12 protein-coding genes and 1 pseudogene are annotated in these 15,827 nt (G+C 40.7%); 8 read left to right on the top strand and 5 right to left on the bottom strand.

What is annotated here, in order from left to right:
• Positions 1-17: 17 nt before the first annotated feature.
• Positions 18-470, bottom strand: a complete 453-nt coding sequence (locus RHO15_07130) for a GNAT family N-acetyltransferase (protein ID WVD63250.1) — start codon at positions 468-470, stop codon at positions 18-20.
• Positions 471-929: 459 nt separating this feature from the next.
• Between RHO15_07130 and RHO15_07125 the strand changes: the two are divergent.
• The 8 genes and pseudogenes from RHO15_07125 to RHO15_07090 all read left to right on the top strand — a co-directional run bounded on the left by RHO15_07125 (position 930) and on the right by RHO15_07090 (position 6,922).
• Positions 930-1,735 (top strand): annotated as a pseudogene (locus RHO15_07125) (gamma-glutamyltransferase).
• Positions 1,736-1,770: 35 nt separating this feature from the next.
• The gene (locus RHO15_07120; protein WVD63249.1) at positions 1,771-2,109 is read left to right on the top strand and encodes a gamma-glutamyltransferase; all 339 of its coding nucleotides are present in this window, start codon (positions 1,771-1,773) and stop codon (positions 2,107-2,109) included.
• Positions 2,099-2,407 carry a gamma-glutamyltransferase gene (locus RHO15_07115; protein ID WVD63248.1) on the top strand — a complete coding sequence of 103 codons (309 nt, stop codon included), beginning with the start codon at positions 2,099-2,101 and terminating at the stop codon, positions 2,405-2,407. The genes RHO15_07120 and RHO15_07115 overlap by 11 nt, the downstream gene beginning before the upstream one ends.
• 697 nt (positions 2,408-3,104) lie before the next feature.
• A complete protein-coding gene (locus tag RHO15_07110) occupies positions 3,105-4,436 on the top strand; it encodes an FAD-dependent oxidoreductase (GenBank protein WVD63247.1) in 1,332 nt (443 codons plus the stop codon).
• A 197-nt stretch (positions 4,437-4,633) separates the two neighbouring features.
• On the top strand, positions 4,634-5,167 hold the full coding sequence (locus tag RHO15_07105) for a GNAT family N-acetyltransferase (GenBank protein WVD63246.1): 534 nt from the start codon (positions 4,634-4,636) through the stop codon (positions 5,165-5,167).
• Between the two features lie 205 nt (positions 5,168-5,372).
• Positions 5,373-6,137 carry an ankyrin repeat domain-containing protein gene (locus RHO15_07100; GenBank protein ID WVD63245.1) on the top strand — a complete coding sequence of 255 codons (765 nt, stop codon included), beginning with the start codon at positions 5,373-5,375 and terminating at the stop codon, positions 6,135-6,137.
• 103 nt (positions 6,138-6,240) lie between these two features.
• On the top strand, positions 6,241-6,687 hold the full coding sequence (locus tag RHO15_07095) for a hypothetical protein (protein WVD63244.1): 447 nt from the start codon (positions 6,241-6,243) through the stop codon (positions 6,685-6,687).
• The gene (locus tag RHO15_07090) at positions 6,680-6,922 is read left to right on the top strand and encodes a LysR family transcriptional regulator (GenBank protein ID WVD63243.1); all 243 of its coding nucleotides are present in this window, start codon (positions 6,680-6,682) and stop codon (positions 6,920-6,922) included. The genes RHO15_07095 and RHO15_07090 overlap by 8 nt, the downstream gene beginning before the upstream one ends.
• Positions 6,923-7,398: 476 nt before the next feature.
• On the opposite strand, the gene RHO15_07085 is transcribed toward RHO15_07090, so the two are convergent.
• The 4 genes from RHO15_07085 to RHO15_07070 form a co-directional block, all read right to left on the bottom strand.
• The gene (locus RHO15_07085; protein WVD63242.1) at positions 7,399-8,664 is read right to left on the bottom strand and encodes a Y-family DNA polymerase; all 1,266 of its coding nucleotides are present in this window, start codon (positions 8,662-8,664) and stop codon (positions 7,399-7,401) included.
• Positions 8,661-9,110, bottom strand: a complete 450-nt coding sequence (gene umuD / locus RHO15_07080; GenBank protein ID WVD63241.1) for a translesion error-prone DNA polymerase V autoproteolytic subunit — start codon at positions 9,108-9,110, stop codon at positions 8,661-8,663. Before umuD ends, RHO15_07085 begins: the two co-directional genes overlap by 4 nt.
• A 466-nt stretch (positions 9,111-9,576) precedes the next feature.
• Positions 9,577-12,390, bottom strand: coding sequence for an autotransporter outer membrane beta-barrel domain-containing protein (locus RHO15_07075; protein ID WVD63240.1), 2,814 nt, complete (start codon positions 12,388-12,390; stop codon positions 9,577-9,579).
• 496 nt (positions 12,391-12,886) lie between these two features.
• Entirely contained in the window at positions 12,887-15,700 is a 2,814-nt protein-coding gene (locus RHO15_07070; protein WVD63239.1) for an autotransporter outer membrane beta-barrel domain-containing protein, read from the bottom strand.
• Between the last annotated feature and the right edge of the window lie 127 nt (positions 15,701-15,827).

Here is a 15,827-nt window from a genome sequence, read left to right as displayed (position 1 = left end):
TTAATTGGTGTTTCATACTATTGGGTCTTGGTCACATAGAGCCGGACCTGCTCCCCCTCATTATCTTGCACCATGGTTAACCACTGCCAGCCACACTTTTCATAGAATGTCTGATGATCGGTAATCAGATATAGCTGTTTAAAGCCCATTTTCGCCATATCTGCGCGAATAAAATCGAGTAATTGCTTCGCGATGTGTTGCTGTCGGTAAGCGGTTTCAACATATAACGCGCATAAATTGGGGCTGAGATCGGTTCTTTCATGAAAGTCGTTGTCAATCACACCGGCACCGGCAATAATTTGATGATCTTGATTTAAGACCATATACCACTGTGGAACCGCCTTTGGCTGTGTTAACGAGATTTGCATGCTGTCTTGATAGCTCTCAGCGGGGATATGCCAATGAGATGAAAACCAATTGGCGGCAGTTTTAAAGTAGGCTGGATATTGAGTTAGTTTAACGATTCTCATGGATTATTTGCGCTTTGTTTATTAAGAGGATAGATGCTGATAGACCACTAAATGAGTGATAGTGGTGATATCGATAAAGCATCAATTAGTATAGCTAAAAATCATGTGATCGCTCAATAAATGTAATCATTATTGTTTAATACTTATCGAATGATGAATCAATATAATCCTATATTGCGACAAACTTTATTATTCACTGTGTAGTTAAAAGAGTGTTAGTTTAATGAATCAGTAAATAATTTAGTGACAATGTCACTTAAGTAAGCTGAATCTTCTTCATATTACGACCAATAACTTTTGAGTATAAAAAATAAACAAAATCATTTAATATAAATAACTTATTGATCTATAAAGTTTTATTTTTAAGGTCAAAAAGTAAGTTTATCTCTACATAAACCGCGACAGCTAAATCGTCAACTGAAGTGGTTTAGTCTGTCTTTTTAATCTTAAGGAGTTTGTATGAAGCTAAATTCAATATATTCTTTGTCTTTATTTCCATTGTACTTTATGACTTATTTTTGTTTTGCAAATCCGACTAATATCGAGGTTTCAGGCCATTATTGTGATACACCGTCGCGCTGTATTAATCCGATTGCGATTAATGGTATGGTGTCTTCGCCTAACTATTTAGCAACTCAGGCTGGCGTGAATATATTACAGCAGGGAGGCAATGCGATTGATGCGGCAATAGCCGTTGCGACGACATTAGCGGTGGTTTATCCGCAAGTGGTGACAATTTTTGGCTTATCTACAATGCGAATGACCAACAGATTGTTGGCTTAAATGGCAGCGGTCGCTCAGACCTGCATGCTACAGTCAATTTCTATACACAAAAGGGATTTTCAGTCATTCCTGCTCGCGGTTATTTATCTGTTAATACCGTGCCTGGGGCCGTATCGGGCTGGGATGCGGCCTATCAATATGCCACAAAAAATATGCCGCATAGCTTACCTTGGTCAGCACTGTTTACGTCGGCGATTCATTATACTAAATAGGGTTTCCCTGTTTCGCCAAGTTTGGCCTATAGATCGGCAATCAATCTCGATCCTCATGATAGCGAATTCCGCGATTTAAGTCGTTTTAAAGAGTTTTCTCGAGTATTTTTGACATCAGATCAGCAAGCTTACCAAGTTGGTGAGATTTTAAAACAACCTGATCTTGCTCATTCATTGACACTTATTGCCAAACAGGGCGCCGGTGAATTTTATCAAGGTAAGATTGCTGAAAAAATTGTTGCTAATCTACAAAAAATGGCGGATTACTGACGTTAGCTGATTTTGCCCGTCATAAAGCAAATTGGATGACCCCTATCTATGTCCAATACCGAGATTATACTGCCTATAATTTACCGCCCAATACCCAAGGTATGTCCTCATTAGCCATATTGAATATCTTAAATAATATTGATGTAAAATCATTAGGTGAAGGAACGCCAGCTTATTATCATGCTCTGATAGAAGCAACAAAAGTAGCTTTTATTGATTGCGATAACTATTTGACTGATCCTAATTTTAATTATATTCCTGTCGATTTCTTATTGTCTAAATCGCATGGACAAGCACAGGCTAAAAGTATTGATATGACTAAAGCTAAGCATGATTTAACGTTATTAAATCGTATGGTTTGGTATGGTCGATAAAGCTGGTAACGCAGTTTCAGTGATTCAAAGTATTTACTTTGATTTTGGGTCGGCCATTGTGGCTAAAGATACGGGAATTTTATTGCAAAATCGTGGCAGCTATTTTTCTCTCGATTCGCAACATGTCAATGTGTTAGCGCCCATAGCGCCCATAGCGCCCAATAAGCTAACTTTTCATACGTTAAATCCGGCTATGTTATTAAAGGATAATCGATCTTTTCTGATCTATGGCACGATGGGCGGAGAAGGGCAACCACAAACCCAAGCCACGTTGGTTATATGGCTGGACTTGGGTTGAAACCTCTAATGATATTAAAATTGAGTCGAGAGTCGGCGAAACGGTGATTGGCTCGTTACGAAAAAAGGATATTCAGTCAACGTTGAATCACCATTTACCGATGTGATGGGCCACGCCGGAGTGATACTGATTGATAATAAACAGCAACTTTTGTATGGCGCATCAGATCCACGAGATGATGGATTAGCCGCAGGATTTTAATCCTTATTTCTTAAAAATCCGATATTGTGAAAGCCATATCGGATAAAAAACATGACAAAGGCTGGCGTTTATAAGCAAAGCGTAATTGACGGATGACAATCGAATGTACCGATAAATGGATAATCAAATTAGCTTAGTAAAACAGCAATGTTCCTCTCTATTTAGCTTTGTCATAGCTAACATTAACCTATTAGCAATCTGAGGCACCTTTCTACCACAGCAATACCATATATTTTCATAGGCAACCTGTTTATCAACGTAAACTGACGCAATTATCTCGTTTATCATGATTGTTTAGCCTCACACGAGCCTTTTTCATGCTTTATTCAACCAGATTTAACTCATCTCAATAGTTTCTTATCTATCTATTACCTTACTAAACATTAATTTTGTCGATATCCATTGATGTCGAGAAAAAACATCTATATGGAAGTTTATTTCGATATAGGTACTGAAGTCTCAAATCAAGTAGTTCACTCATTTAAGGAGATCATTTATGAGCAGTAACCAATTAGATGTACTTGTTATAGGCGCTGGTTTTGCTGGTTTATCGGCAGCTTTGGCACTGAAGCAAAATGGCTTGAAAACCTGTATTCTAGAAGCGCGGGAAAGAGTTGGCGGGCGGGTGAAAACACGCTATACATCCGATGGCACACAGATCCCGCTGGGCGGGCAGTGGATTGGCCCTACGCAAGATTATATGTATGAGCTGGTTGAAAAATATCAAATTGAGGTTTTTGCCACCAAAACTGAGGGCAAAGATATTGTTAAATATAATGGTCACATCGTCGATAAAGCTCCCAAAGAGATCGATGATCTTTATGATAAATTAGATAAACTGGCAGAGACCGTTAACCTTGAACAGCCGTGGTTAACGCCAGATGCAAAGGTATTAGATGGGGAAACGTTTGCCAGCTGGTTGCAGCGTGAATCAGCCACGCCACAGGCTGCCAGTTTTGTGGCGAGAGTCTTAGCTGGAGGATTATTAGCCACCGATGCAGCAGAGTGCTCTGTATTACAGATGCTCTTTTATATTAAAAGTGGTCATGGGATAACTTCTCTTACGGGGGTACAAGGCGGGGCGCAGCAAGATAGAGTGATGGGCGGGCTGGAGTATATTGCGGATAAAATGGCCGAGGATTTTGGTGAAGAAAATATTTTATTCAGCCATCCAGTGAGACGCATTATTTATCATGATGATCATGTGGAAGTTGTCACCGATCGCGATCGATATTTTGCTAAAAGAGCTATCTTGGCCATTCCATTAGCCGTCATGAATCAGATAGAGTTTACCCCACAACTGCCGATCCTGAAACATAAAGTCTTGTCACATACATTAGCACCTGGTGCATTTAAAGTGCATTTGGTGTTCCAGAAACCGTTTTGGAATGATTTCGGCTTATCCGGTAACTCTACTTTCGGTTCGGGCTATATTTTCGAAGCGTATAACAACACGGTGGTAGATAATGGTACTGGCGTTTTGAGCTTCTTTAGCTATGGTAATGAAGCTGATGAATTGCGCGCGAAAACGATTGAAGAGAGAAAAGCTATCTTCTTAGGTGAACTAGAACCGATCTTTGGTAAAGGTATTCATGATTATCTCGAATATATTGAATATGACTGGAGTGAGCAACTTTATACTCGCGGCTGTTTTAGTAGTCACTTTTCCCCTAATGGCTGGTATACATTAGGCGAAGAGTTTAACAAAAATGTGGGGCCGCTATACTGGGCTGGTGCGGAATTTGCAATTCACTGGAATGGTTATGCTGATGGCGCAGTACGCTCGGGTAAAGAGGTAGCTCATCAGGTATTTAGAAGCATAAAATAGTCTATTTGTGAAAACTCAGGCTGAGTACGAGGTGATACTCAGCCTTTTTATGTAGGTTTCGTTATCGTGATTATATTGATGGGATTATTCACAAAAATGGCGCGGTATGAATTTTTAAAAATCAGTTGCTAACACGAAGAGATTCGATATGATGTTAAATCCTATTTTTAACCGCAAGGTAATGAGTTTAAGTTGCTGTGCTAACAATAACCCGATTAACCCACCAAGATACCTTAGCTCTAGATCAGATTAATCACCTTTATGATAGTGCTTTTCCGCTTCATGAACAAAGAAGCAATCAGGGACGGCAAACTATTATATTGTGCGAGGATTACTACTTATATCGTTTCACTGAGCAAGGCAAGTTTATCGGTTTCATCGGTAGCTGGCAGATGGGTAATTTTTTCTATGTTGAGCATTTTGCAATCTCAGCTGAATTAAGAGGGCAAGGTTATGGCCAGCAAGCCCTTAAATTATTCAGCCAACAGGCTAAACAGATTATTTTAGAAATTGATCCAGTCATTGATGTGGTGAGCCAGAAACGCTTACATTTTTATCAGCACTGTGGTTTTAAACATAATCCTTATCAACATTTTCATCCAAGCTATCATCCTGAATATAAGCCGCATCAGCTCGAGATTCTGAGCTTGCCAAACTTGATTGATCAGCGCACCTATCAGCAATTTAAAGCGCGATTATATGATCGGGTGATGCAGCCTGCTTTACTATAAGGATGCCGCTTTCGTCTGTTTACTCTTGATTACCGACATTGATCTACTCGATAACTTAATGATGCGTAGGCGTAACATCTGTGAATGATGATAAATCTTTGCCAGCATGGCGGGATGATTATCGGGTATTGCATAATCAAAAAGTCTCCGGTAGTATAATTATTGAACAACTATTCGGTCATTATTTATTTTAAGGAGATTTTAGATGAAAAGGATTGCTTCCCTACCTTTGTTTGCAATGTCATTATTATCCATCACAACATTATCCGCTGTAAATATCGCTTATGCAGATTTAAGTTCTTCTTCAGCTAAGCAATCAACCACCATGATTATCACTGATGCCAAGACGACAATAACCCCGCAGGAGTCAAAAAATATGCTGACGATGTTTAAACAGATTAAGGCTAACAATAATATGGCAGTACTTGATCTGATTAAAAATGATGCTTCATTATTAAAAGCACGTGATGCGCAGGGACAAACGCCATTAATGGCTGCGATTTATCAAGGCAATGAAGAACTCGCTAAACAACTCATCTTAGCGGGTGCTGATGTGAATGCACAAGATAATATCAGTAATAGTCCTTTCCTTTATGCGGGTGCTGAAGGTTATTATGAGACGCTAAAACTGGCTTTATCTCACGGCGCACAATTTGATATCTACAACCGTTATGGCGGTACCGCCTTAATTCCAGCGGCAGAAAAAGGCCATGTTGATAATGTCATGCTTTTAGCCAATACGCCGCATTTTCCTATCGATCATGTCAATAATCTGGGTTGGACGGCCTTAATGGAGGCGATTGTGCTTGGTGGCGATGACGCAAAGCATGTGCAAATTATTGATATCTTATTAAAAGCGGGCGCGAATCCTAATATTCCAGATAAAAAAGGAGTATCGGCGTTGACGCATGCTAAACAAAAAGGTTTCACTGAGATTGTCAAACTGCTGCAAGCGTATCATGCACAGTAACGATTGAAACAGTGAGGCACTAATCCTGATAAGATCAGTTTTTATTGAATCATCGCTTAATATCATCAAGGTATTTGATCAGTGAGTACAGAGAGGTAACGGCATGAATCCGATCGATGATGGCGATGTACTAGATAAAATCACGGCTTATTTATTGACCAGAACCAGTTTAACACTATGTTGTGTTGATCAGAATCAGCCTTATTGTTGTAACTGTTTCTATGTGTTGGATAAGTCACGGATGGTATTTTATGTGACCTCATCACTCAATACTCACCATGCCCGCATTATGCTGACCGCGCCACAGGTTGCCGGGACCATTAATGAGCAAGTGAACCATTTTTTGCAGATCAAAGGGGTGCAATATACTGGTCGAATTCGTTTGCTCGATGACGAGGAAGCCTTAGCCGCCAGAGATCTATTTTGCCAGTCCTATCCGATAGCGAAATTAAACATAGCGTCAATGTGGGAAATTACGCTCGATACCCTGAAAATGACTGATAACCGACTGGGATTTGGCAAAAAACGACTGTGGTGTCGGCATGATTAAATTAAAATTGCTCTATTTCTTTAAAATTGCGGTGGAAGAGGGGTCGATCTCTGCCGCCTCGGCTAGATTATTTATTGCTCAACCAGCACTGAGTAAAGCCTTACGTAATCTTGAGCAGTATTTTGATGTGCAACTATTTGAACGCTCAAGTAAAGGGGTGAAAATCACTCAGGTGGACCAATATCTCTATCAAAAAGCCTGCTATTTACTCAGTGAAGCCACCAAGCTTGATTAGGATATGCAGCTGTATGGTAAAGGGCTAAGGCAGGTGATTCGGATTAGTTCGCTCGCAATGGGATGGCCATTTATTCATACCCTTATCTAACAGACCAATCAACAAAATAGGCAATATGCTTTTTCATCCAGTTTATTCACGGCACAGGCTGCGGCTGAGATATCGGGTTCGGGCATGACCTGTTCGGTAATGTTGAGTAGTTGTCCCTTTTTCTCTAATTCAGTTAAAAAACTGCGTCAATCATAAAAAGGCATAGCGTTTGCTCCTTATGGTTGAAATCAGTCGAAAGGTGACTGTAAGATGAGATGCGTTAAGTCTGAATGTTGCTTTGTCAGGTTATCTGGTATTAATCGTGACCGATAACGTCTATGGACTATTCTTTAAGTTAATCGGCTACGCGCTATTATTGGTCGTTTTGCGGATGAAAGGAATAGGGCTATATCTTTTTGATATGGCTTCATAGATGATTAACCCGATTATTTGACGCGCAGTACTTCATCCCAGCGTGTGGTATAGCGCTGACTGAGCAGTTCACGTTTTATCTGCCAGGCGGCCTGTTTTCGGGTGCCGCCAAATTGAATCGTCTGCCGGCCCATTTTTTGATTAATCAGATCGATGGTCTGCATCAGTTGGCTATTTTTCTGTTTTAATCTGGTTGTCGCTTGATCGGCAAAAAGATCACACTGCGCATGGTGTGCTTTATGAGTAATATCGAGCAACATCACGCCAGCTTTCATAAATAAAAAGCCTTTTTTATAGATGGCCTTTAATCCTATTTGAGCAGCCTGAATAATCAAGCGTGAGTCATCGGTTGGCTCAGGCAGGGGAACGATGATAGTTGGCTGATACTGCTTTAAATCTTCACGAAAACGATTGGTTTTTAAGCCGACCTGCACCGCACAGGCGACGCAATCTTGTTGCCTGAGTTTCTCAGCGCCACGGCTAGCATGTACCCGAATCGCCTCTTGTAAATCATCAAGTTCGCCAGTCAGATGCCCAAAGCTACGCGAAGTCATGATATTTTGTTTCGGCTGTGATAGATCCGTTAACTCAATACAAGCCGTTCCTTGTAGTTCTAAGACAGTTCGTTCAAGGATGACTGAAAATTGTTGGCGGATCCGTTTGGGATTGGTTTGGCGTAATTGCCATGCGGTATCAATATTTAAAGCATGTAGTTGCGCCGCAATCCGGCGCCCCACGCCCCATACTTCTGCAACTGGGCACTGTTTTAACGCTTCAGCCAACGCAGGATTATCGGCCGATAAGCAACAAACCCCCTGATAGTCAGGCTGCTGTTTGGCTAAATGATTGGCCAGTTTGGCCAGCGTGTAGGTTGATGAGATGCCAATACTAACAGGAATACCGGTGTGACGCTTAATTTGTTCGCGTAGCTGTTGGCAATGCGCAACCGCATCATGCAGCCCTGATAATCGAATAAACGCTTCATCAATGGAGTAGATATCAATATCGGGCGTATGTTCATGGACAATATTAAATACGCGTCGACTCATATCACCGTAGAGCTCATAATTCGAACTGAATAGTTGAATCTGTTGACGAATCGCTGCAGGAATTTGGTAGGCCGGCATACCCATTGGTACCAACGGCTTTAACTCATTAGAACGCGCGATGACACAGCCATCATTATTAGATAAAATACCAATCGGCTGGCCTTCTAGCTTAGGATTAAATACCCGTTCACATGAGGCATAAAAGTTATTACAGTCGACTAAGCCTATCATGTACGAACCCGGCCCCGTAATGAATGGATGGTGTGAATCACCACGCCCCAGATATGGACCTCTTTACCGGTTAATATTATCGGTGGATAGGCGATATTGCCGGATAACAGATGGTGCTGGCCATTGAGAATACCTAAGCGCTTACAGGTTAATTCACCGTCAATAGCCGCAATTACAATATCATGAAGACGGGCTTCTAAAGCGCGATCAACCACCAGCAGATCGCCACTAAAAATGCCATAATCGATCATAGAGTCGCCCACTACCTGAATATAGAAAGTTGCATTCGGATGCTTGACTAAATGTTCGGTTAAATCGAGCGATTGTTCTAAATAATCGTTAGCGGGTGAGGGAAATCCGGCTCTTACCGGGGTATCAATCAGCGGTAAATCATAAATCGCAGTAACATCAACCTGGCCGAGCACAATACAACAGGATTGGTGCAAGACAATACTCCTAAAACGAACTCAACTAAAAACTCACGTTTATCTTTAGAAAATTATCGTGATAAAAAATTATATGTATAAATATACAGTATTAATAATGATTTTCAATAGATTTTATTGTAAAAAAAGTAAAAGCAGTTTTATATCATTTAATCGGGTTAATAATGGCGCTAATTCCGCGTTGTTATTAGAGTTTAGGCTATTACTAATCGAATACGACGATAATGAATAAGTGTTAAGCTTATTGAGCTTCGTTTATCTGGTAATAGGTTAATAAAAAATCTCAAATGACAATACTTTCGAATGGCTTTGGTTGCGATAATTGCTAAGATTAAAAATAGATAGATACCATGGAATATAATAGGTTAATCTGATTTTAACCTGTAAGAAAAGAGGTAGAAGATAGAACCACACAATAAAAAAGGCTAGCTAATGGGCAGCTAGCCTGATGTTTTTTAACATTTCATTAGAATTTATAACTAAGATTTAGCTGACCTTGGTAACTGTTATAGCTATTATGCCCCCATTGTCCTGCGACTTGTGCAGCAATACTCCACTGTGTGGTGATATTACCTTGAAGTCCGACTTTGGTTTCAAAACGGCTTCGGGCAAAGCCATCTTCATATGTACTGCCATTGAAGTCGAGTCGGTTTTTCGCCGTCGTATTTAACCAGTTAGTTTCAAGGAATGGTTCAATAATACTTTGACTGATACCGCGGGCATGGAAGCGGACACCAAGGCGAGTATCAAGTCCATTAGCATCATGATTACTCACAAAAAGCTGATTTTTATCTTGCTGGTCATCGGCATTATAGAGATTATAGGTAAGCTGTACTTGTGGTGTAACTAACCATTGGTAATCACCCGTACTGGCGAAGGGGATACCATAACCAACTTCGACAGCGTTACTCCAGACCGTACTATTGTATTTTTGCGTTTCGAGTTGCGCTTCTCCCGTAATCTGATTGCGGTACCAGCCCATTTGGCTCCAGACATCAACGTATAGACCAAGATTCATATCCAGATTAGCAAAGTAAGTCCCATACACACCGACGCTATAACCATCGATTTTACCTTCTGTTTGCGTACCTGTACTATCGGATTTGCTGGTATCTTTGAAATCACCATAACCGCCCATAATACCGAAATGGACATTGCCGCCGTTCTCAAGTGCCAATACATTCAGATCACCACCAATTTGCATGGTATAAGTGCGGGTACGGTTATACAGCCCGCGATGAATACTATCGTAATTCGTATAGTTCATTTTAGTTTTTAACCAAAACAGACTCGATGAGGCATCACTATTTTGACTATCAGAAGACAGCAGACGATCAACGAAGGTTTGTTGAAACATTTGTACTGCGGCAGTTTGGTTAGCCAGATAAGCCCCCATGGCTGGATTGTACTGGATCACACTCGAGTTATTTAATTTATAGCTGGAAAGATACCAGCTGTTATCAGTTTGTCCCTGATTAAGGGTATATTCATAAGCACCGGCAACGACGGAACGACCAAGCTTGAAAGCATCAGCAGAAGAGGTACCTTTAATATCAACGACTTTAATCCCATCTCCGGTCGTTAACTGGCCAAGATTAACCGAACTTGCAGTTGGTGTGATAAAGAGTTTAGTCGCGGCACTACCTGTTGTGACATTACCATTAATGATCAGCTGATCACTGGTACCTTGACCACCATTGCTTGATGCATCATCGAGCAGGGTATTTAAATAGACGCTGCCATCATTAGAAACATAATTGCCGTTAATGGTAAAAGTATCACCAACCAGATCATTGGCGCTGGTCGGATTTTTACCAGTAAGATCAATCACACCCGTATTATTAAAGGTACCGACATTAAATACCGCATTCGTGTTGGTACCATCGAAGTTTTTATCTGAAAAGAGAATCGTACCGTTATTATTATAAATGCCCGTTGTACCAAAATTATTGGTAATAGTTGACTTGGTCTCGGTGCCAGCAAAATTTTGTAGCACTATGTTGGCATTATTATTAAATATCACCGCACCTGCACCAGTAAAGTTGGTATAACCTGTGACGATATTATTGTTATCAATCGTGGTTGTGGCCTGACTACTACCGAAAATAGCCTGATCGTTTTTCGCACTAATATTTGCTGCTGAGGTTAGTTGTTGTGTGCCGGTGGTACTTGACATATAAACACCGCCGCCATTGGTATCTGATCCGCCAGTAATATTCGTATTTCCTAATGTAATGGTATTTGTCGCCGCTCTTGTTGTTGCACTAATGGCTTGTCCGTTACCATCAATCGTAATATTCCCGCTCACATCTAATATTTGTTGATCAGTTGTGATATTACTGGTTGAATTTAGCATGATGCCATTAGCATTGGTACCCGACACTGTGATATCACCAGCCGATTTGACTTTACTTGATCTTGACGCGATATTAATTGCAGTAGCATTACTGCCTGAAATTTGAATATTACCTGTGTTTGTAATATCGGCAGTGGCGCCAGCAACGCCAGAAATCGCTGTTTTAACACCGGTTGATTGACCCCCATTAATCGTAATGGATCCATTATTTTCTAGTGTTAAAAGATTATTACCACTTGAAGCCCGACCGTTAAGCAAAATTGCTGTCATAGAATTTGCCGATCTAGTTGAGTTGGTTAAGGTAATTTGGCTATTTTTATCTGTCGTAATATTAACAACACCGCCTGTTCCTGCAACGCCACGAATATTAGTTCCGGTATTAATATTAAGATTACTGCCATCTTGAAGATTAATATCAATCTTGCTGGTATCTGCTAAACTCAGATTCTCACCTAAGATACCAATGCTGTTTTCTGTCGTCGTTTGGCTGTTTGAATTCAGTGTGAGAGTACCTGCATTATTTATCGAAACAAGGCTGTCTGGCGTGTCAGTGCGTGCATAAAGGAGAGTCGCGACATCACTAGCTTGTCCTACGATACTGGAACTTTTATCTACTGATAGGCTTAAGTTGCCATAGTTCCAGTTTCCCACTAAGTTACCATTACTCCCCCCTAAACTGATTGCAGCAGGCCATCCGTTTTCAGCGGGTAGGTTCACATTCGTGTTTACCTGTGTATTGGTTAATACTAAATTCCTAACACTAGGCGATGCATTATCTGCTGCGATTATCGGCGCGTTAATAGTTTCATTTTGATAAGTGAGCGTACTATCGGTTATGGTTGCAGCATTGAGCTGTCCAACAAAAGTAAAAGGTGTGAGATAAATTAACGTTATTGTTGCCGTTATTTTATTTAGATGATACATAAAAAGCACTCCATAGCTTGCAAAATTAGAGTCAACCCGAATTAAAAATTGAGATGACAATAACAGACTGTTTTTTTTATTTATTTAATTTTGTAAAAATATCGTTAATTATATCAGTTTAAATTTCTGATTTATACAGATTTATATTTAAAAATAGTAAGTTCATTTAAAAGATAAAGATGTTTTTATCAAAAACGCAGGAAGCAGATGATTGTCACTTTCGCTATTATTGAAGCAAGCAGCGAGTTGTTAATAGAATTGCAGATTTAAGCATCGAATAAAATTGCTGAGGTAATCGAATTATTGGCATATTTCAAGTAATTAATCAATAAAATATGCATTATCTAATCATGTTTTGTAAAATATCGTAGGATAGTGAGAAAAATTTTGCAAGAGTTATATTGAAACTGATAGCGATTAAAAGTCAGCTATCAAAGTAGATGAGAAAGAAAACCCAAGGTTTATTATAGAATAACCTTGGGTTTTTATATCTCAATTAGAATTTGTAATTGAGATTTAGCTGACCCTGATAGCTGCTAAAGTCATGGTTACCCCATTGGCCGCCAACTTGAGCAGAAACACTCCATTGTTTAGTCAGGTTGCCTTGTAGTCCGATTTTGGTCTCAAAACGACTTTTGGCAAAGCCGTCCTGGAATGACTGACCATTAAAATCGAGCCTGTTTTTAGCGGTTGTATCTAACCAGTTAGCTTCTAAGAACGGTTCGACGAGATTTTCATTGATGCCTCTGGCGCTAAAACGAACCCCAACTCGAGTATCTAATCCATTCGCATTATGGTTGCTCACATAAAGTTTATTTTGGTCTTGTTGATCGTTCACATCATAGAGATTATAGGTGAGCTGTACTTGAGGTGTCGCTAACCATTGGTAGTCGCCAGTTACAGCAAAGGGAATACCATAACCGACTTCAACAGAGTTGCTCCAGACGGTGCTGTGATATTTTTGGGTCGCTAGCTGGGCTTCACCCGTGATTTGGTTTCGATACCAGCCCATTTGACTCCAGAGATCAACGTAGAGTCCCTGATTGATATCCTGTCCGGCAAAGTAGGTGCCATAAGCGCCGACGCTATAACCATTGATTTTGCCTTCGGTTTGCGTGCCGGTACTGTGTGATTTACTGGTATCTTTAAAGTGACCATAACCGCCCATGATACCAAGGTGGATATTACCGCCGTTATCGAGTGTCCAAACGTTAATATCTCCCCCTATTTGTAGGGTATAGCTATTGGCACGGTTAGACAGGCCGCCATTAAGACTATCATAACGTACATGGTTTATTTTGGTACTGAGCCAAAACAGACTTTTTGATGCATCATTACTGTTAGCGGCTGATGATGAGAGTAGACGATTATAGAATGTCTGTTGGAACATTTGCACCGCGGCTGTTTGATTAGCAAGGTAGGCGCCTATCGCAGGGTTGTACTGAATGGTATTACGCTTTTCGAAGCTGGAGAGAAACCAACCAAGATCGGTAAGCCCTTGATGAAGAGTATACTCATAGGCACCGGCAACGATGGCTCGACCTAGCTCAAAAGCATCGTTAACCGAGTTGCCGACGACATCGATCACTTTAATGCCTTCACCAGTGGTTAACTGACCGAGATTGGCGGTGTTTGCGGTTGGCGTAATAAAGACTTTGGTGGCACCTGAACCAGTTGTGACATTACCATTAATAATCAGTTTATCACTGATACCCTGACCACCATTACTGGTCGCATCATCAAGTACGGTATTGAGGTAAATACTACCACCGTTAGACACGTAGTTACCATTAATCGTTATGGTATCACCAACCAGATTATTGACACTCGTCGGATTTTTCGCAGTCAGATCAATGATACCGGCGTTATTGAATGTGTCGACATTAAATACAGCATTAGTATTCGTGCCATCCAGGTTTTTATCCGAAAAACCGATTGTACCATTATTGTTATAAATACCCGCAGTACCAAAATTATTGGTAATGGTTGATTTAGTCTCTGTATCAGCAAAATTTTGTAATGCCACATTGCCATTATTGTTGAACGTCACAGGACCACCACCAGTAAAGTTGGTATAACCAGTGACAGTATTGTTGTTATTGATCGTTGTTGCGGCCTGACTATTACCGAAAATAGCCTGATCGTTTTTAGCGCTTATATTGGCGGCAGAGGTGAGTTGTTGTGCACCTGTGATGCTTGACATATAAACGCCGCCGCCATTGATGCCACTGCCGCCAATAATATTTGTATTACCGAGGGTTAGGGTATTGGTCGCGTTCTGGGTAGTAGCACCAATGGCTTTTCCGTTGCCGTTAATGGTAATATTCCCCCCCACATTTAATATTTGCGTATCGGTAACCGCATCAGTCCCGGAATTGGTGATAATGCCATTCGCAGTATCACCGGTCACCGTAATATCACCGGTTGAGTTTAGATTGGTCGATTTTGATACGATATTAATGGCAGTAGCATTGTTGCCGGTGATTTGAATATTGCCGGTATTGACAATATCCGCATTCGCCCCTGCTACACCAGAAATACCGGTTTTTACGCCGGTTGATAGACCACCGTTAATGGTAATTGCGCCGTTATTTTCTAAGGCCAACGTATTATTACCGCTTGCGGCCCGGCCATTGAGAAAAATCCCGGTCATAGCGTTCGCTGATGTCGTGTTATTGGTCAGGGTGATTTGGCTATAAGCATCGGTGATAACATTGAGGTCAGCACCGGTCGCGGTCACACCTCGCACATTGGTCCCGGTTGTGAGATTAATATTGCTGCCATTTTGTAGGTTAATCTTTATCTTACTGGTATCAGCTTGGCTGAGGTTTTCCCCTAATATTCCCACTGAATTACTGGTTGCAGTATTACTGGATGAAGTCAGTGACAGGGTACCGGCATTATTGATAGTGACAAGGCTATCGGCCGTATCGGTACGTACATAAAGAATTGTACCCACCCCCTCGGACTGCGCTGCGATACTTGAATTAGCATTAACTGATAAAGTTAAATCACCATAATTCCAACCCGCACCAACCAAGTAACCATTACTACCGCCAAGACTGACCGCCGATGGCCAGCCGCTACCGTTGACTGGACTGACATTCGTGGTTACTTGGGTATTGTTTAAAACGACGTTTTTAATATTTTGAGTTTGGGCATCTGCGGCAATAATCGGTAAATTAATCGTTTCATTCTGATAGGTGAGGGTATTACCGGTTATGGTCGCCGCAGAAAGATGATTCATAAAAGCAAAAGGGGAGAGAGAAATCAGGGTGATCGTGGTTGTAAATCTATTTAAATTATACATACAAAAAACACTCCATTGCTTGCGAAATTAAAGACAAATTGATATTAAAGTTCCATTTTAAATATATCGGGTAAGTCTTAAGAGTAAGTATAGTGATAATTTTAGCTGTTTGAGCTTCTATTTTATA

Source organism: Orbaceae bacterium lpD01, from assembly GCA_036251705.1.
In the GTDB taxonomy this organism is placed as follows: Bacteria; Pseudomonadota; Gammaproteobacteria; order Enterobacterales; family Orbaceae; genus Utexia; species Utexia brackfieldae.
The sequence above is the reverse complement of the archived record's forward strand: the minus strand, read 5'-3'. Positions and strand labels throughout refer to the sequence as shown.